Source organism: Azospirillum tabaci (genome assembly GCF_014596085.1).
Lineage (GTDB): Bacteria > Pseudomonadota > Alphaproteobacteria > Azospirillales > Azospirillaceae > Azospirillum > Azospirillum tabaci.
In genome coordinates this window covers 22,597-40,174 of sequence record NZ_JACCJY010000035.1, presented here as the reverse complement: position 1 = coordinate 40,174, position 17,578 = coordinate 22,597, and the positions used below count along the sequence as shown (strand labels likewise).

Below are 17,578 nucleotides of genomic sequence, written 5' to 3'. Positions count from 1 at the left end.
AAGGGCATAAATCGTTGCCATTCGGGTAAGCAAGGACGATGCCAACTTCCTGGTCTTCCCTAACGCACTGATTTATATGAATAAGCCTCTGAGACGACCGCGCTGGCCCCCTTTTTGCCGCGCGCTGGGAAAAATTGGCCTAGCAGCCTGTGCGGGGGAGGGAAGAAAGCTCCCGTCCCCTCGGTCCGACCGACCGATATGACCTAAGGACAGGGCGTGGCCGGGCGGGGGCTGCGGTAAAAGGGGGGAGGAAACGGGACACACGCCGGCGGTGGGGCCGCTGGGGGAGGGCGGTTTGGACCGTGTGGAGCAACTTCTGATACCGTTGCTGGGGGCGGCCCTTCTGGGGCATGCGCTGAGCAACGCGCCGCTCCACTTCGATCTTCCGGATCCGCAGGCCTTCGATGTGGCCGCCTTCAACGCCACCCTGCTGGCGGCGGAGATGCCGGCGCTGCCGGCCGCGGTGCCTCTTCCAGCCTGGAGCGGGAACGATCCCTACGACTGCTTCTGCGGCGCCAACTGAGCGGCGGCGAACCGCTCCAGCTCCGTGGCGACGGCGCGCAGGACGCTGTCCCAGTCGCCGGGGCGGGACTGGCGGAACAGGCGGAGCGACGGGTACCAGGGGCTGTCCGCACGGTCGAGCAGCCAGCGCCAGTCCGGCGCGTAGGGCAGCATCAGCCACGCCGGGACGCCGAGCGCTCCGGCCAAGTGGATCGTCGCCGTGTCCACCGCGATCACGAGGTCCAGATTCGCCAGGATGGCCGCGCTGTCGGCGAAGTCGCGGATGCCCGCGGTCAGGTCGGGCAGGGCGGCGGGCCGGGCCGCTTTGGCATCGCCGGTCTGAAGGCTGAACAGACGGGGGCCCGGCGTGTCGAGCAGCGGGGCCAGCCGCTCGACGGGGATGGAGCGGTTGCGGTCGTTGCGGTGATTGGGGTTGCCCGCCCAGACGAGGCCGACACGCGGCCCCGAACCCGTTCCCGTATCAACCTCGGCGATCCGGCGGCCCCAGCGCGCCACCTCGTCCGCCTCGGCGGCGAGGTAGGCGGGAGGCGCGGGGATGCTCGTCAGATCGGTGCCGAAGGCGCGTGGCAGGCTCATCAACGGGCAGTGGAGGTCGTGCGGCGCCGGGGCGGGACCGCGCACCAGCACTTCGATGTCCGGTCCCAGCGACCGCAGCAGACGGAACTGCAGCGGGTGCACGTCCAGGATCACCCGCCCCCCGGCGCGGGCCACCAGCGGGGCGTAACGGGCGAACTGGATGGTGTCGCCGAACCCCTGCTCGGCGTGCAGCAGGATGCGCCGGCCCTCCAGCGGCTCCCCGCCCCAGGGCGGGGCGGGCAGGCGGCGCGGGCGCCACTCGAACTCGTCCCATCCGGCGCGCAGGTCGCCCCGCACCAACCGGCTGACGGCACGCGCCAGATGCGCGTCGGCGTGCTCGGGACGGGAGGCCAGCAGGGCGTCCAGGCAGGCGTCGGAGTCCGCGAAGCGGCGCGCGTCGCGCAGCACGACGCCGCGGTTGAGCGCCGTGTCCGGATGGCCGGGGCGCAGGCGCTCCGCGCGCTCCAGCCACGCCAACGCGGCGGGGTAGTCGGAGAGCGCGTGGCGCACCGAACCCAGGTTGGTCAGGGCGTCGGCCAAGGCCGGGTCAAGGGCCAGGGCGCGGGTCAGCGCGGCGTCGGCCCGCTCCGCTTCGCCCAGCATGCGCAGGGCGCCGCCGAGGTTGGCCCAGGGCGCCGCCGCGTGGGGGCGGAGTCGCAGCGAGCGGGCGATCAGCGCCTCCGCCGCGGCGTGGGCGCCGCGCTGCGCCTCCATCACGCCGAGCAGATGCAGGGCGTCGGGCTGCGCCGGCTCCACCGCCAGCACGACGCGGTAGTCCTGCGCCGCCTCGGCGAGGCGCCCGGCCATGTGGTGGTTGACGGCGGCGTCGAGAACGTCCAGGAGTGTCGCCATGCCCGTTGTCTACACCGGGGCTTTGCCGAAGGCGAGCCCCCGGACCTTCCCGGAGCGAGGATTTCCATGGATGACCGCCTGCCGACGCATCTCTGGGTGATGGCGCACATCCGCGCCGCCGATGCCGAGGGCGTCACGATGATGGTTCTGCGCAAGGGGGACCCCAGCCGCGGGACGGTCATCCTGAAACTGAACCGGCTGGATCGGACCTTCAGCGTGCTGGTCCAGGTGCGCGACGAGGAGCGGCTGCGCTGGTCGCGCGGCACCGGTGCCGAGCCGGTGGACGAGGCCACCGCCGACGCCTACATCGCCCGCCAGACCCGCTACGACCCCGACGTCTGGGTGATCGAGGTGGAGGACCGCAAGGGCCGCCACTGGTTCGAGGGCGAGGTGCGCTGACCGCCCTCCCCGGGGCAGTGGCCGATCACACCAACTCGGCCTTTCCCGCCGTCGCCCCTGCCGTCGGCGTGACGCGCGGGAAGCGCAAGGTGAAGCGGGTGCCCTCGCCGGGGATGCTCTGCACGGTGATGGTGCCGCGCAGCGTGCCGGTGACGAGGTTGTAGACGATGTGCAGCCCCAACCCGCTGCCTCCGTTGCCGCGGCGGGTGGTGAAGAAGGGGTCGAAGATCTTCGGCAGGATGTCCGACGGGATGCCCAGCCCGTTGTCGGCCACCGTCAGCTCCACCTGGTCCTGCGGCAGCAGGCTGGCGGCGATGGTCAGCCGGCCCGGTTGGTGCGGCGTGAAGGCGTGGGTCAGCGCGTTGAGGACGAGGTTGGTCAGAATCTGCGACAGGGCGCCGGGGTAACCGTCCAGTTCCAGGTCGTCGGGGCTGTCCACGCCGATGTCCAGCCCGCCGACGTCCTTGTAGGCCGGGCGCAGGCTGCGCAGCAACTCGACGATGTAGGTCTTCAGCTCGAACCGGCGGCGCTCGTCGCTGGACTGGTCCACCGCGACCATCTTGAAGCTCTGCACCAGATCGGCGGCGCGCGTGCTGTTGGACAGGATGAGCCGGGCCATCTCCCCGCCGTCGGCCAGGAAGCGCTGGAACTCCGACTTCTTGATGGCCCCGGCGGCGAGCTGGCGGGTCAGCTCCTCGAACTGCAGGGCAAGCTGCGAGGCGCCGGTGATGGTGATGCCGATGGGCGTGTTGACCTCGTGCGCCACACCGGCGACGAGCTGGCCGAGCGACGCCATCTTCTCCGCCTGGATCAGGCTGGCCTGGGTCTCCTTCAATTCGCGCAACGCCTGTTCCGCCGCGTCGCGGGACCGGCGCAAGGCCGCCTCCGCCTCGACCTCGCGGGTCACGTCCACAACGATGGACTGGACGGCGGTCTCGCCCTTCCAGTCGATGCGGCGGCTGGTCAATTCGATCCAGCGCTCCGCCCCGTCAAGACGGCGGGCGCGCAGCCGCCGCCGGTCGCTGGGCAGGCCGGTGGCGACGATGTGCCGGTAGTTGTCCTCGACCACCGGCCGGCTGTCCTCCGCGATGAAGTCGAGCACCGACCGCACCCGCAGCGCCCGGTCCAGGCTGCTGCCGAGCATCTGCAGGAACGCTTCGTTGGCGTAGAGCGGGCGGAAGTCGCGGTGGATGATGATGCCCTGGATGGAGCCTTCGACGAGGTCGCGGAAGCGCCGCTCGTTGTCGGCCAGATCCATCTGGCGCCGGTCGATCTCGTCGATGAAGTAGCGGATGGAGGCGGCGATGTCGGTGATCTCGTCGTTGCCCTCCACCGGCACCGTCGCGTCGCTGCCGGACAGGCGGGCCAGCACCGCGCCGTTCAGCGCCACCAGACGCGAGGTCAGGAAGCGCCGGAAGACGAGATGAACGAGGATGGCCAGCAGGATGGAGGCGCCGCCCAGCACCATCACCATGCGCGAACGCTCCTGAATCATCGCCGCCAGATCGCCGGTGCGGTCGGTGGACTGGTCGTGGATGGCGTCGAACAGAGCCAGGGTGAAGCGGTCCACCGTCTCCACCAGGACGCGCGACTGGCCGGACAGCGCCTGGGCGCGGTTGCGCGCCTGCAGCCGCTCGGCGGAGCTGTCGAACAGCGCCCCCGGCGCCACCAGGATCGTGGCGAGATCGGCCCGGATGCGTTCCATGGCGGACCCCTCCGGCTCGGCTGTGGCGGCGGCCAAGCGGCCCAGCTCGGCCAGCGCATGCTCGGCGTTGCGGCGCTCCACCCGCAGCCGGTTCAGATGGTCCGTCTGCATCGCCCCGGCGGCCCGCGCCATCAGCGCGCCCGCCCGCACCGCCCAGGCGCCCAGCATCCCGCCGTCCCCGCCGGGCGCCGCCGTGGCCGAACCGGTGGCCAAACCGGTTCCGGGCTCCGCCCCCGGCAGCCGCTCCAGCGCGTCGGCCAGCTGGGCCAGCGCGCGGATCGCCTCCGCCTGACGGGCGCCGGACTCGATCTGCCGCCCGACCTCCGCGTTCAGGTCGGCCACCGTCGCCGCCAGGATCAGCAGGGTGGACTGGGCCTGTTCCAGAAGCCGCAACTCGTCGCCATCGTCGCCGCCGGCCGGCTCCCCTTGCTGGTGGAGGTCCCGCATGCGTTCCACCAGCTTCCTCAGGAACTCCAGTTCGCTGATGAGTTCGTCGTAGATGGCCCGGCGCTGCGGGGTGGTGGCCGCCCCGGCCAGGACGGGCAAGCGGGCAACCAGCTTCTGGAGCGAGCCGCGCAGCTCCGCGCTGGTGATGACCTTCGGCAGGGTGGTGGAGGAGAGGACCGACACCTCTCCCCGGAACAGCTGGAAGGAGGACAGCGACACGACCCCGACCAGGAGGACCAGCATCGTCATGATGGTCAGGCCGATGGAGATGCGCAGCACGATGCCGGCACGCGCGCGCCGGCGCCGCCGCAGGGGCGCGGCAGCGTCGGCGCGGTCAGTGGGCGGCGTCGTGGCCGTCTTGGTGGCGGTCGCGTCCATTCCGCGGTTACCGCTGGACCGTCAGGCGACCGTCGAGCCGCGGCGCGAAGCCGCCCGTGCGGGCGATCCGGCTGGCCAGGATGGTCGAGACGAAATCCGCGTCGCGGTCGTCCACCAGCCGCGGGGCGGTGGACAGCATCGCATAGCCATCCCCGCCGTTGGCGAGATAGCTGCCGGTGGCCAGCCGGAAGCGGACCAGCGGCTCCACCGGCTTGCCGCCCACCGTCAGAGCCACCACCCGCTGGCCGGGCGGGCGCGACGCATCGACGGTGACGCGGGCGTTGGACAGGTGCGGGAAGCGGCCCTGCAACTGCTCGATTCCGGAGAAACCGAACTCCAGCGCATCGCGCAGCTGCTGCCCCGTGACCTCGATCAGCACGGCGGTGTCGTGGAAGGGGAATTCGGTCTGGATGTCCCGGCGCGTCCACACCGTGCCCGCCGCATAGGCGCGGTCGCCGCGGAAGGAGCCGCCGTTGATCAGCGCCACGTCGGCCTCCATCGCCTCGCGCAGAGCGTCGGCGACGGTGTTGGCGAAGGCGTTCTCGCTGGCGCGCACCGCCTCGCGCCGCGTGTCGATCGGCGCGTCAAGCCGGCCCACCTGCATGCCCAGCATGCTGTCGAGCCGCGCGCGGTAGGCCTTGGCTTGGGCGTCCAGCGCCGTATCCGGGGCCACGGTGGCGGTGTCGATGGCGCGCACGCCGCTGCTCCATGCGGTGCGCGTGGCGCCGCCCTTGGTCACCTTTTCAGCAGTGACGTCCAGGGCGAGCACCCAGGCGGCCTGCGGCTCGACCGTCGCGTTCAGGGTCTTGCCGTCGTAATCCACCGCGACCACCCGCCCGCGGTCTTGGTAGAGCACGATGTCGGCGGCGCCGGAGGCGATCACGTCGCGGTGGGTGCCGCCGGAGTCACCGGTCAGCGCCACCACCAGATCGGCCCCGGCGTCGCGCAGGTCCTTCGCCTTCCGCGCCAGGACCGGACCCGGCGGCAGGAAATCGGTCCGTGGCGAGCGGGTGATCTCCCCCGTCCGCGCCGGCGCCGCGGCCAGAACGCCGACGCGCAGCGGGCCGGCGTTGAGCATCGCCCGGTCCTCCAGCCCGTCCAGCGGCTTGCCGGTCTGGCGGTCCACCGCGTTGGAGACGACGATGGGGAAGTTCGCTTCGAAGGCGCGGGTCATCAGCACGTCGTCGCCGTGATGGAATTCCCGGTTCAGCGCCGCCATGGCGTCGATGCCGACCCCGTTCAGCAGGTCGATGACGTGCGCCCCCTGGTCGTAGAAGGACAGGACGGAGGGGGCAAGCGCCTGCCCGCCGTGCAGGACCAACACGCTACCACCCGCCGCACGTTCCTGCCGGACCAGCGCGGCGAGCCGGGCGATGCCGCCGCGACCCTGGACATCCTCCAGTTCGGTCGTGCTGTGGGCGTAGAGAATGGTGAAGCGGGCGGGGTCCGCCCACGCGGTTCCGCAGGCCACACTCCCGCCAGCCAACATCCCACAAGCCAGGATTCCGAGAACCCGCGCAAACACCGGGCGCAACCAGACGCCCCTGCCGAATCCCATGCCGTCGTTCCCCATCCAGCACCCGCACGGCCGTCACCACCGTGGGCCGCACCCCCCAGTTCCGCGCCGGATTATGCGCGTTCGCGCGACGGTGGTGAAGCTGTACCGAGGATGACAAATCGCCCCGTTCCGCGAGGGGACAACACCCGAACGCCGCGGCGAATCGGTAATGCCGAAAGGCCATAGTATTTACAGGGAAATTTCGGCCTATGCGGATGTTGCACCGCACCCATTCCGCATTGGTAATACCACTTCGAAAGGGGTGCCCCTATTCTCCGCCAGCCCATTCTCGGGGCGTTTCCTCCCTAGACTCAAGGCCGGAGCGGTTGCTCCGGCCTTTTTTTCGTCCGCGATGCGCCGGACGCCGGGGCCAGCCGGCGTAAAACCGGGGAGGCTTGCGGTGGATAGCGGACGGGCAGGGTTGCGCTATCCTGCGGCCCATGCCCGCCCTGCCGCTGCCGGAAACTCTGGACATCGCCCTCAGCCGAACCGCGAAGGTTCCGCTGTCTGCACAGATCCACGCCGCCTTGCGCGACGCCATCCGCGATGGCCGGCTGGCCGGAGGGGCGCGGTTGCCGTCCTGGCGGGATCTGGCTGTACAGCTCGGGGTGTCCCGCGGCACGGTGCGCGACGCCTATGAGCGGCTGATTGACGAACAGCTTGCAGTCGGCCTGGGCGCCGCGGGCACGCGGGTGGCCGAGGGGGCCATGGCGGGGCCGTCCCCCGATGGGCCGGTCCAGGCTCCGTCCTTCCCGGAGTTGTTTTCAAATGTCGAGCGGGCGCCGCTGCCCTTCCAGATGGGTGTGCCGGCGCAGGACGCCTTCCCCTTCACGCTATGGTCCCGGATCGTCGGGCGGGCGGCGCGTGCCGCGGCGGCGGCTCCGGTCGGCTATCCCGATCCTCGCGGCCATCCGGAATTGCGGCGCGAGATCGCCGCCGTGCTGGCCATCGCCCGCGGCATCCGCTGCACGCCGGAGCAGATTTTCATCACGGCGGGCTATTCCGGCGCGCTCGGCCTGGTGATTCGCGCCTTGCGGCTGGACGGCGCCACCGCCTGGATGGAGGAGCCCGGCTTTCCTCTGACCCGCCGCGCCCTCCACCTCGCCGGCATGACCGTGGTTCCCGTGCCGGCGGATGGCGGTGGGATCGACGTGGATGCGGGATTCGCGCGGGCCCCAGCGGCGGGCTTGGCCGTGGTGACGCCCGGCCAGCAGGCGCCGCTCGGCGTGACCATGACGCTGCAGCGCCGCCTTGCCCTGCTGGACTGGGCGTCGCGGGCCGGGGCATGGATCGTCGAGGACGACTATCTCAGCGAACTGCAGCTGAAGGGCCGGGCCGCTCCGGGGCTGGCCTCCCTCGACCGGGATGGGCGGGTGCTGCACGCCGGCACCTTCAGCAAGACCATCACCCCGGCGCTGCGGCTCGGCTTCCTGATGGTGCCGCCGGGGCTGGCCGGTCTCTTCGGCGAGGCCGCCGCCTGCCTGTCCCCGGCCTCGGCGGCAGGAATGCAGCGGGCGGTGGCGGACTTCATGGCGGGCGGGCATTACTTCCGGCATCTGCGCCGGATGAAGCGGCTCTACGCCGTCCGCCAGCAGACGCTCCTGGCGGCGCTGCGCGACGCCGCGGGTGCGGAGTCGCCGATGGCGGTGGAGGCGTCGGGAAGCCTGTCGGTCCGGCTGGTCCTGCCACCGGGCAGCCGCGACATCGCCATCGCCGCGGCGGCGCAGGCGGATGGCCTCGCGCCGGTGCCGCTGTCGCCCTGGTACGCCGATGGCCCGGAGGCCGCTCGCCCCCGCGGTCTGCTGCTTGGCATCACCAACCTCCAGGACCGGCGCCTGTCCGACGACTGCCGCCGCTTGATCGGCTTGGTGAAGCGGCATGGCTGACCCGGTATGGCTGACCCGGTATGGCTGACCCGGGGGACCACGCTCAGCGGGCCGCAGAGGGAACCGTGCGGAAGCTGATGGCGAGGCGGTTGTAGAGGTTCATCAGGCCGATGGCGATCGTCAGGTCGGCCACCTCCTTCTCCGAGAACAGGGCCGACACCGCCTGGAACTCCGCGTCCGGGACGGCGGTTTCGGCCACCCGCGTCACCGTCTCCGCCCAGCGCAGCGCGGCGCGCTCGCGGTCGGTGAACAGCGTTTCGGCCTCGTGCCAGACCGGAACCAGCACCAGCTTGTCGATGGTGACGCCGTTCTTCAGAAGATCGCGGCTGTGCAGGTCGATGCAATAGGCGCAGCCGTTGATCTGCGACACGCGCAGGTAGACAAGGTCGATCAGCGTGACCGGAAGCCCGCACTGGCCGATGTAGCCATGCGCGCCGGCGAGGGCCTTCATGCCGGCAGGGGCGGTTGCGTGGTAGTCGAGACGCGGGGACATGGCGGTTGGTCCTCAAGGAGGGATGCGGGAGGTTCCCGGCTGCCGCTGATCCTGCACCGCCCACCGATCAGTCGTAAGGACCAAGACATGACGGAAATCCTGTACCATCCTCCGCAGGGTGGAACCGTCAGGCGCCCGACAGCTCCCGGCGGAAGGCCCGGTCCATCATGGCGGCCACCCGCTCCAACCTGCCCCGGTCCGCGCCGTCGCGGGCCGCCGCCGACATCCCCATCATCGTGACCACCACCAGATCGGCCAGGGCGTCGGCGCGGTCCGGCGCTTCGGTGGCGATGAAGTCGCGGACCGCGGCGCGGCCTTCCCGCTTGGCCGCATCGGCCAGGGCCTGCGCCTCGGGGTCGGCGCTGTTGCGCGCGCCGTCGAGCACGAGGCACCCCGCCGTCCCGCCCTGGCCGGGATAAAGCGCGGCGGCGAGCGCCAGCGTCCGCCCGATCACCGTCGCCACGTCGCCGCCCTCCGCCCGCGCCCGCGCGAAGACGTTGGCCTCGCCCGCCGCGTAGCGGCGCAGGGTCCGTTCGAACAGCCCGGCCTTGCTGCCGAAGGCGGCGTAGAAGCTCGGCGGCTTGATGCCCAGCTCGGCGCCCAGCTCGGCCACGCCGACCGCGTCGTAACCGCGGGCGTGGAACAGTCGCATCGCCGTCTCCACCGCCTCGTCCACGTCGAAGGAACGACGCCGTCCACGCGGTTCCAATTTTTTTGTAGTGGTCACTATAGAAAAACCTTGCGCGATGCCCTCTGCCGATTTTATATAGCGGTCACTACATTAATTCAAGGAACCGATCATGAGCGACTTCGCGGGAAAGAACATCCTGGTGCTGGGCGGCAGCCGGGGCATCGGCAAGGCCATCGTCCAGCGCTTCGCGTCGGGCGGCGGGCGCGTCGCCTTCACCTACGCCGGTTCGGCGGAGGCCGCTGCGGCGCTGGCCGCCGAGACCGGGTCCGAGGCGATCCGCACCGACAGCGCCGACCGCGACGCGCTGATCGCGACGGTGGCCGGGCGGGGCGCGCTGGACGTGCTGGTCGTCAACGCCGGGGTGGCGGTGATCGGCGATCCGCTGACCTTCGACCCCGACGCGGTGGATCGCATGATCGACATCAACGTGCGCGGGCCTTACCACGCCGCGGTCGAGGCGGCGCGCCACATGACCGGGCCGGGGCGCATCATCGTCATCGGGTCGGTCAACGGCGACCGGATGCCCTTCGCGGGCGGGGCGGCCTACGCGCTCACCAAGGCGGCGGTCCAGGGCATGGTGCGCGGCCTGGCGCGCGACTTCGGCGACCGCGGGATCACCGTCAACGCCGTCCAGCCGGGGCCGACCGACAGCGACATGAATCCGGCCGACGGTCCGATGGCCGAGGCCATGCGCGGTTTCATGGCCATCAAGCGCTACGCCCACGCCAGCGAGGTCGCCGAACTGACCGCCTTCATCGCCGGCCCGCACGGCGCGATGATCACCGGCTCGTTCCAGACCATCGACGGTGGCTTCGGAGCCTGACGGCGGTTCCTACGTCCTCTCACCCCAGCGGTCGCGGAAGACGAGGTCCTCCAGGGGAAGCCGGCTGCGCCAGCCGGCTTTCTCCAGTTCCGGCGTCTCGTGGAAATGGGAGACGTAGCCCAGGCAGAGATAGGCCACCGGGACGATCCGCTCCGGGATGCCCAGCGCTTCGCGCAGCTTGTCCTCGTGCAGGATGCTGACCCAGCCGACGCCCAACCCTTCCGCCCGCGCGGCCAGCCAGAGATTCTGCACGGCGCAGACGCAGGAATAGAGGTCCATGGTCGGGATGTGCGTCCGCCCCAGAACCACCGGGCCGGAGCGCTCGCGGTCGCAGGTGATGCACAGGTTGACCGGCGCTTCGCGGATGCCTTCCAGCTTCAGGCGGCTGTAGAGCGCCTTGCGCTCCCCGGTGAAGAGGGCGGCGGCCTCTTCGTTGGCCTGGGAGAAATCGGCGTGCACGCGGGCCTTCACCGCCGGGTCCTGGACGACGATGAAGTTCCAGGGCTGCATGAAGCCGACCGACGGCGCGTGGTGCGCGGCGGTCAGCACGCGGGTCAGCACCTCCTCGGGCACCGGATCGGGGGCGAACTGCCCGCGCACGTCGCGGCGCGAGAAGATCGCCTTGTAGAGCGCGTCCCGCTCCTCCGGCGCGAAGGCGTGGTCGCTCATCGGTCCGCCGCAATCACATGGAAGAACGAGGCGAAGACGCTGCCCCGCCGCCCGCCGAGCGGCCCGAGGTCCGACCCGTCCGCCGCCGTGGCGGTGACCAGCGGCTCGTCGGACCCACGGTCGAGGATCGAGGCGTAGTGGAACTCGTGCCCGCGCAGCGCCGTGCCCGACCGACCGAGCGGCGTGTCGCCGAGCAGGACGGCGCGCCGGTATCCCAGGTGCAGCTTGCGCTTGGCGAAGGAGGTCCGCACCCCCAGCAGCCCGAGCATCGGGTGGGTGGTGCCCGCCGCGTCCTCCAGCGATTCGCCCAGCGCCATGTAGCCGCCGCACTCGCCATAGACCGGGCGCCCGAGGGCGGCGACGCGATGCATGCCGTCGCGGAAGCGTCCGGCGGTGGCGAGCCGTCCGGCGTGCAGTTCGGGATAGCCGCCGGGCAGATAGACGGCGTCCGCGTCGTCGGGCGGCGCCTCGTCGGCCAGGGGCGAGAAGTGCGTCACCTCGGCGCCTGCCGCGCGCCAGCCCTCCAGCAGGTGCGGGTAGACGAAGGTGAAGGCGGCGTCGCGCGCGATGGCGATGCGCTGGCCCAGTGGCGGCAGGGCGGGGGCAAAGCTCCCTTCCGGCGCGCGGGAGGGGGCGGCGAGTGCCGCCACCCGGTCGAGATCGACATGCTGCGCGATGAAGCGGCCCAGCGCCGCCAAACGCTCCTGAAGGTCCGCCGTCTCCTCCGCCTGGATCAGGCCGAGATGGCGTTCGGGCAGGATCACATCGGGGGTGCGGGGAAGCGAACCGAGGACGGGGATGCCCAGCGCCTCGATGGCGCCACCGGCCAAAGCGAGGTGGCGCGGGCTGGCGATGTTGTTCAGGATCACCCCTCCGATCCGCACATCGTCGCGGTAGGTGGCGAAGCCCTTGACCAGGGCGGCGGCGGACTGCGACTGGCCCTTGGCGTTGACCACCAGGATCACCGGCCAGCCGGTGCGGGCGGCCAGCTCCGACGTGGCCCCGGTGCCGGTCGCCCCGACGCCCGCCACCCCGTCGAACAGGCCCATCAGCGCCTCGCAGACCAGCAGGTCGGTGCCCTCCCCGGCGCGGCGGGCCAACGAGTCCAGCAGGTCCGGCCCCATCGCCCAGTTGTCGAGGTTGACGCTGGGCCGCCCGGTTGCCGCCTGATGGAAGGCCGGGTCGATGTAGTCCGGCCCCGCCTTTACCGCGCCGACGCGCAGGCCGCGCGCCTTCAGCGCGACCAGCAGCCCCAGCGTGACGGTGGTCTTGCCGGTGCCGGACGCCGGCGCTCCGACGATCAGCCCGCGTGGCGCAGCCTCAGACATAGGGGCCTCAGCCATGGGGAAGCTCCTTGGGCAGCCAGTCGAGCACGGGGCGCAGCCGCACCACCTCGCCGATCACGATGATGGCCGGGGGCTCCATCCCGCTCGCCTCCAGGTCGGCGACGCAGGTGCCGAGCGTGGTGACCAGCACGCGCTGCCGCTCGGTCGTCGCGTCGGTCACCACGCCGACCGGCGTGTCGGCGGGCCGCCCGCCCTCCATCAGCGCGGCGGCGATGCCGGGCAGGCCCTTCCAGGCCATGTAGAGGATCAGCGGCGCGCCCGTCGCGGCCAGCGCCTTCCAGTCCGGCCCGCCCGCGCAGGAATGGCCGGTCGCCAGGATCACCGCCTGGTTCGCCGTGCGGTGGGTGGCCGGAATGCCGGCGTAGGCCGGGCCGGCGATGCCCGCCGTGATGCCGGGGATGATGCGGAAGGGGATGCCCCGCTCGGCCAGAGCCTGCGCCTCCTCCCCGCCGCGCCCGAAGACGAAGGGGTCGCCGCCCTTCAGCCGCAGCACGCGGTGCCCCTCGCCCGCCAGCTCGATCAGGCGGTTGGTGATGTCGTCCTGGTGGGCGGAGGGCTTTCCGCCGCGTTTGCCCGCGAACTCCAGTCTTGCCGAGGGCGCCGCCAGCGCCATGATCCGTTCACCGACCAGCGCGTCGTGGACGATCACGTCGGCTTGCCTTAGACCTTGCAGGGCCAGCAGGGTCAGCAGGCCGGGGTCGCCGGGACCGGCCCCCGCCAGCCACACGCTGCCGGGCCGGAAGTCGGCCAGTTCCAAAGGAAGAGAAAGGGAGTCGGGCGACGGCTCTGCGGTCATGGACGAGCACTCAGCGACGGAAATCGGTGTGGACGGCGACGGGAAAACGTTGCGGCGGGGCTGGACGACGGGCACCTGCGCCACCGCCGCCGCGCGCGCGGCCTGCGGAGCGCTGTTCTCCGGCGACTTTCCCGATCCGGTGACGGTAACCCTGCCCGGCGGCCAGACGCCAGCCTTTGCGCTCGCCTGGACGGAGCGCGGCGACGGCTGGGCGGCGGCGGGGGTGGTCAAGGACGCCGGCGACGACCCGGACGTGACCCACGGCGCGCTGATCCGCGCCCGAGTCAGCCGCGGGCAGCCCGGCCAGGGCGTCGTCTTCCGCGCGGGGGAGGGGGTGGGCACGGTGACCCGCCCCGGCCTGCCGGTCCCCGTCGGCGAACCGGCCATCAACCCGGTGCCCCGCGCGATGATCCGCCAAGCGGTCGAGGAGGCCGCCGCGCTGGCCGGCGAGGCCCCCGACGTCATTGTCGAAATTTCCGTGGAGAATGGGGAGGCGCTGGCCCGCCGCACCATGAACCCGCGTCTGGGCATCCTCGGCGGCCTGTCGATCCTGGGGACGACGGGGATCGTCGTGCCCTATTCGTGTGCTGCCTGGATCGCCTCCATCCAGCGCGGCGTCGACGTAGCGCGGGCGGCGGGGCTGGGCCACGTTGCGGCCTGCACCGGCGACACCTCGGAAAAGGCGGTCGTCGCGCGCTACGGCCTGCCCGAGCACGCGCTGCTCGACATGGGCGATTTCGCGGGGGGCACGCTGAAGTACCTGCGCCGCCACCCGATCCCGCGCCTGACCCTGTGCGGCGGCTTCGCCAAGTTCGGCAAGCTGGCGCGCGGCCTGCTCGATCTGCACTCCAAGCGCGGCAACGTCGATCTCGACTGGCTGGCCGACCGCATGGCCGAGCTGGGTGCCAACCCCGACACCGTGGCGGAAGCCCGGAGCGCCAACACCGCCGCGCAGGTCCTGGGCATCGCCAAGGAGGCCGGCCTGCCGCTGGCCGACCGCGTGGCGGTACTGGCGCAGCGCACCGCGCTGGACACGTTGGACGGCGCCCCCGTGTCGGTCGAGGTGCTGGTCACCGACCGCCAGGGCAACATCGTCGGAACGTCCGGGTGGGCGGGGTCCTAGTCCCCTCTCCCCCCTGGGGAGAGGGTTAGGGTGAGGGGGTTCAGGGGGGACCGGAACGTTCAGCAACCGCCGGACCCCCTCACCCCGCCCCTCTCCCCAGGGAGAGGAAGAAAAGAGCTTCCTCACTCCCCCAGCCCCCGGTAGCGGCGCACATGCGACCCGTCGTAGAGCGCGCTGCACCGGAAATCCTCCACACCCAGCGCCGGGCCGACCAGGATCAGGGCGGTGCGCTCCATCGGCGAGTCCGCCACCTGGGCGGCGATGTCGGCCAGCGTGCCGCGCAGCACGCGCTCGTCCGGCCAGGTCGCCCGGTAGACCACCGCCGCCGGGCAGTCCGCGCCGTAGAGCGGGGTCAGCCGCTCCACCACCCGGTCGACGACGTGGATCGACAGGTGGATGGCCAGCGTGGCGCCCGACCGCCCCAGAACCTCCAAAGTCTCGTTCGCCGGCATGGCGGAGGCGCGGCCCTCCGTCCGTGTCAAAATCAGCGTCTGGCTGACCTCCGGCAGGGTCAGCTCCCGCCCCAGCGCGGCCGAGGCCGCGGCGAAGGCCGGCACGCCCGGCGTGATGTCGTAGGGAATGCCCAGTTCCCGCAGCGCCCGCGTCTGCTCGCCGAGCGCGCTGTAGACCGACAGGTCGCCGGAGTGCAGCCGCGCCACGTCCTGCCCGGCCGCGTGCGCCGCCGTGAACTCGGCGACGATCTGGTCGAGCGTCATCGGGGCGGTGTCGATGATCCGGGCGCCCGGCGGGGCGTGGGCGATGATCTCCTTCGGCACCAGCGACCCGGCGTAGAGGCAGACCGGGCAGGACGCGATCAGGTCGCGCCCGCGCAGGGTCAACAGGTCGGGCGCGCCCGGTCCGGCGCCGATGAAATGCACGGTCATGCGGAAACTTCCCCAGAAATCGCCAGCGCGCAGGTGGCGCGCGGGGTGGAACGGCGCGGCAGCAGAAGGGTGGAGCCCGGCCCTGCGGCGGCCAGGGCGGCGGCCTCGGCGACCGAGGCGACGCCCACGGCGGACTTGACGCGGGCGGAGCGGGTCTGCACCCGGTCCTGCGCCGCGGCCAACGCTGAATCGTCAACGAACCGCAGCGGCAGGGCGAGCAGGCGTGCCGCCTCCGCCACCCCGGCCTCGTTGCGTTTGCGCATCGGTGCCGCCAATTGCACGGCGCGGCGCGCGGCCTCGTCCAGCGCGGCCTCCTCGAAGGCGGAGCGGAGCAGCCCGGCGATCTCGTCACCGGGACAGCCGGCCCGGCAACCGATTCCCGCCGCGATGAATCGATCCGCCGTCACTGCGGCTTCTCCGCCAGCCACAGCGTGACCGGCATCAGCGGGCGCCAGCCGGTGAAGCCGCCGATGGGGGCGGCGCGGCTGACGGCGATCTGCGACAACTGCCCGCCCAGCCGCTTGTGGGTGGCGATGAGCATCGCCTCGCTCTCCAGCGTCACAGCGTTGGCGACGATCCGCCCGCCGGGCTTCAGCGCCGACCAGCAGGCGTCCAGCACCCCGTCGTTGGTCAGCCCGCCGCCGATGAACACGGCGTCCGGCGCCGGCAGCCCGTCCAACGCCTCCGGCGCCTTGCCGCGCACCAGGTCCAGCCCTGGCACGCCGAAGGCGGCGGCGTTGGCGAGGATGCGGGCGGCGCGGTCGGCCTTGTGCTCCACCGCAATGGCGCGGTTGGTCGGGTCGCTCAGCATCCATTCGACGCCGATGGAACCGGAGCCGGCGCCGATGTCCCACAGCAGCTCGCCGCGGCGCGGCGCCAGCCAGGACAGGGTGACGGCGCGGATTTCGCGCTTGGTGATCTGGCCGTCATGCTCGAACCAGTCGTCGGGCAGGCCCGGCGTGCGGGGCAGGGCGCGGGCGCCGGGCGCGGCGAGGCACTCCACCGCCAGCGTGTTCAGGTCGGCCACGCGCTCCGCCGGCCACTCTTCCGCCGTCGCAACGATGCTGCGCTCGCGCGGTCCACCCATGGATTCCAGAGCCGTCAGGCGCGACGGTCCGAAGCCGCGCGCCGTCAGCAGCGCCGCCAGCTTGGCCGGGGTCGTTCCGTCCCAGCACAGAACCAGCAGCCGCGCGCCCGGTTGCAGATACGGAATGACCAGCTCCAACGGGCGGCCATGCACCGTCAATGTGCCGCACTCCTGCAACGGCCAGCCCAGGCGGGCAGCAGCCAGACTGAAGGATGACGGGGCCGGAACGATCGACAGTTCTTCAACCGAAACGAGTTTCGACAGGGTGGCGCCGATGCCGTACCAGGACGGGTCGCCGCTCGCCAGCACGCAGACCCGTTGACCGCGCCGCTCCAGCAGGGCGGGGTAGGCGTCCGACAGGGGGGAGGGCCAGGGCAGGCGCTCCTGTCCGGCGGCTTCCGGCACCAGCGCCAGATGGCGGGCGCCGCCGGCCAGCAGGTCCGCGCCTTCCACCAGCGCGCGGGCGGCGGGTGACAGACCGTCCCACCCGTCCTCGCCGATGCCGACGACGCTCAGCCAACGCCCCGGTCCTGTGCTAATCATGGCGCACCCCAAGGAGGACAAGCATGAAGGCGCTGATTCTGGGCGGCACCACCGAAGCGACGGCGCTGGCCCGCCTGCTCGGCGGCCACCCGCGCATTGACGCGGCGGTGTCGCTGGCCGGGCGCACCAAGCAGCCGGTCCTGCCGCCCTTGCCGACCCGCATCGGCGGCTTCGGCGGGCTGGAGGGGCTGGCGGCGCACCTCGTCGAGACCGGGGTCGCAGCGGTGGTGGACGCGACGCATCCCTTCGCCGACCAGATCTCCGCCAACGCTGCGGCGGCCTGCGCGCGGGTGGGCGTGCCGCTGCTGGTGCTGACCCGCAAGCCGTGGGTGCCGGGCGAGGGCGACCGCTGGATCGGCGTGCCGGACATGGTGGCCGCCGCCGAGGCTCTGCGCCCGCTTGGCGAAAGCGTCTTCCTGACCATCGGCCGACAGGAGGTCGCGACCTTCGAGGCGGTGCCGGACAAACGTTACCTGATCCGCGCCGTCGATCCGCCGGAGCCGGCGCCGAAGCTGCCGGATTACCGCCTGATCCTCGACCGCGGCCCCTTCACGCTGGAGGGAGAATGCGCCCTGCTGGAGGAGCATCGGGTGGATGTCATCGTCAGCAAGAACAGTGGCGGGAGCGCTACGGAAGCGAAGCTGGAGGCCGCCCGCCGCCGGGGCATTCCCGTGGTGATGGTCGAGCGGCCCCCTGGTAATGGCGTGGCCGAGGTGCACGACGCGGCGGCGGCGTTGGCGTGGTTGGAGGCGCGGTAGAGTAGGGTCCCCCTCCCGACCTCCCCCCGCTTCGCTCTCGCG

At 71.9% G+C, this 17,578-nt stretch carries 17 protein-coding genes; 6 read left to right on the top strand and 11 right to left on the bottom strand.

All coding sequences use genetic code 11. From position 1 onward, the window contains the following. Positions 1–304: 304 nt before the first annotated feature. Positions 305–523, top strand: a complete 219-nt coding sequence (locus tag H0B54_RS24910; RefSeq protein ID WP_343069030.1) for a hypothetical protein — start codon at positions 305–307, stop codon at positions 521–523. Here the strand turns inward: H0B54_RS24910 and H0B54_RS24905 are convergent. Beyond that, positions 496–1,950, bottom strand: a complete 1,455-nt coding sequence (locus H0B54_RS24905; RefSeq protein ID WP_188262558.1) for a tetratricopeptide repeat protein — start codon at positions 1,948–1,950, stop codon at positions 496–498. The genes H0B54_RS24910 and H0B54_RS24905 overlap by 28 nt on opposite strands. 66 nt (positions 1,951–2,016) lie before the next feature. Here H0B54_RS24905 and H0B54_RS24900 point away from each other — a divergent pair, with 66 nt between their 5' ends. Further along, the gene (locus H0B54_RS24900; protein WP_014197577.1) at positions 2,017–2,349 is read left to right on the top strand and encodes a DUF1491 family protein; all 333 of its coding nucleotides are present in this window, start codon (positions 2,017–2,019) and stop codon (positions 2,347–2,349) included. A 25-nt stretch (positions 2,350–2,374) separates the two neighbouring features. On the opposite strand, the gene H0B54_RS24895 is transcribed toward H0B54_RS24900, so the two are convergent. After that, positions 2,375–4,879 (bottom strand): sensor histidine kinase, encoded by a 2,505-nt coding sequence (locus tag H0B54_RS24895; RefSeq protein ID WP_188262557.1) that lies wholly within the window; start codon positions 4,877–4,879, stop codon positions 2,375–2,377. 7 nt (positions 4,880–4,886) lie between these two features. Beyond that, positions 4,887–6,350: a bifunctional metallophosphatase/5'-nucleotidase gene (locus tag H0B54_RS24890; protein ID WP_343069029.1), complete on the bottom strand. Its 1,464-nt coding sequence runs from the start codon at positions 6,348–6,350 to the stop codon at positions 4,887–4,889. A 527-nt stretch (positions 6,351–6,877) separates the two neighbouring features. Here H0B54_RS24890 and pdxR point away from each other — a divergent pair. Beyond that, the gene (gene pdxR, locus H0B54_RS24885) at positions 6,878–8,323 is read left to right on the top strand and encodes a MocR-like pyridoxine biosynthesis transcription factor PdxR (RefSeq protein WP_188262555.1); all 1,446 of its coding nucleotides are present in this window, start codon (positions 6,878–6,880) and stop codon (positions 8,321–8,323) included. A 43-nt stretch (positions 8,324–8,366) separates the two neighbouring features. On the opposite strand, the gene H0B54_RS24880 is transcribed toward pdxR, so the two are convergent. Beyond that, positions 8,367–8,816 carry a carboxymuconolactone decarboxylase family protein gene (locus H0B54_RS24880; protein WP_188262554.1) on the bottom strand — a complete coding sequence of 150 codons (450 nt, stop codon included), beginning with the start codon at positions 8,814–8,816 and terminating at the stop codon, positions 8,367–8,369. 127 nt (positions 8,817–8,943) lie between these two features. Beyond that, entirely contained in the window at positions 8,944–9,468 is a 525-nt protein-coding gene (locus H0B54_RS24875; RefSeq protein ID WP_211109540.1) for a TetR/AcrR family transcriptional regulator, read from the bottom strand. Positions 9,469–9,616: 148 nt separating this feature from the next. Here H0B54_RS24875 and bdcA point away from each other — a divergent pair, with 148 nt between their 5' ends. Then, positions 9,617–10,330 (top strand): SDR family oxidoreductase, encoded by a 714-nt coding sequence (bdcA, locus tag H0B54_RS24870; protein ID WP_188262553.1) that lies wholly within the window; start codon positions 9,617–9,619, stop codon positions 10,328–10,330. A gap of 9 nt (positions 10,331–10,339) precedes the next feature. Here bdcA and bluB read toward each other — a convergent pair whose 3' ends face one another. Genes bluB through cobA form a run of 3 tightly spaced genes read right to left on the bottom strand, consistent with a single transcriptional unit; the run spans position 10,340 to position 13,141 of the window. Then, positions 10,340–10,999 (bottom strand): 5,6-dimethylbenzimidazole synthase, encoded by a 660-nt coding sequence (bluB, locus tag H0B54_RS24865; RefSeq protein ID WP_188262552.1) that lies wholly within the window; start codon positions 10,997–10,999, stop codon positions 10,340–10,342. Then, positions 10,996–12,342, bottom strand: a complete 1,347-nt coding sequence (locus H0B54_RS24860; protein ID WP_211109539.1) for a cobyrinic acid a,c-diamide synthase CobB — start codon at positions 12,340–12,342, stop codon at positions 10,996–10,998. Before H0B54_RS24860 ends, bluB begins: the two co-directional genes overlap by 4 nt. Beyond that, complete coding sequence (gene cobA, locus H0B54_RS24855) at positions 12,335–13,141, bottom strand: uroporphyrinogen-III C-methyltransferase (RefSeq protein ID WP_188262551.1); 807 nt, start codon at positions 13,139–13,141, stop codon at positions 12,335–12,337. Before cobA ends, H0B54_RS24860 begins: the two co-directional genes overlap by 8 nt. Here cobA and H0B54_RS24850 point away from each other — a divergent pair. Beyond that, a complete protein-coding gene (locus H0B54_RS24850) occupies positions 13,140–14,264 on the top strand; it encodes a cobalt-precorrin-5B (C(1))-methyltransferase (protein WP_188262550.1) in 1,125 nt (374 codons plus the stop codon). The genes cobA and H0B54_RS24850 overlap by 2 nt on opposite strands. Before the next feature lie 122 nt (positions 14,265–14,386). On the opposite strand, the gene cobM is transcribed toward H0B54_RS24850, so the two are convergent. The 3 genes from cobM to cbiE are packed head-to-tail and all read right to left on the bottom strand — an operon-like array spanning position 14,387 to position 16,778. Next, the gene (gene cobM, locus H0B54_RS24845) at positions 14,387–15,148 is read right to left on the bottom strand and encodes a precorrin-4 C(11)-methyltransferase (RefSeq protein ID WP_188262549.1); all 762 of its coding nucleotides are present in this window, start codon (positions 15,146–15,148) and stop codon (positions 14,387–14,389) included. Then, entirely contained in the window at positions 15,145–15,555 is a 411-nt protein-coding gene (locus tag H0B54_RS24840) for a cobalamin biosynthesis protein (protein ID WP_188262548.1), read from the bottom strand. The genes cobM and H0B54_RS24840 overlap by 4 nt, the downstream gene beginning before the upstream one ends. Next, the gene (gene cbiE, locus H0B54_RS24835; protein WP_188262547.1) at positions 15,552–16,778 is read right to left on the bottom strand and encodes a precorrin-6y C5,15-methyltransferase (decarboxylating) subunit CbiE; all 1,227 of its coding nucleotides are present in this window, start codon (positions 16,776–16,778) and stop codon (positions 15,552–15,554) included. Before cbiE ends, H0B54_RS24840 begins: the two co-directional genes overlap by 4 nt. 23 nt (positions 16,779–16,801) lie before the next feature. Here cbiE and H0B54_RS24830 point away from each other — a divergent pair, with 23 nt between their 5' ends. After that, on the top strand, positions 16,802–17,536 hold the full coding sequence (locus H0B54_RS24830; protein ID WP_188262546.1) for a cobalt-precorrin-6A reductase: 735 nt from the start codon (positions 16,802–16,804) through the stop codon (positions 17,534–17,536). The last annotated feature ends 42 nt before the right edge of the window (positions 17,537–17,578 follow it).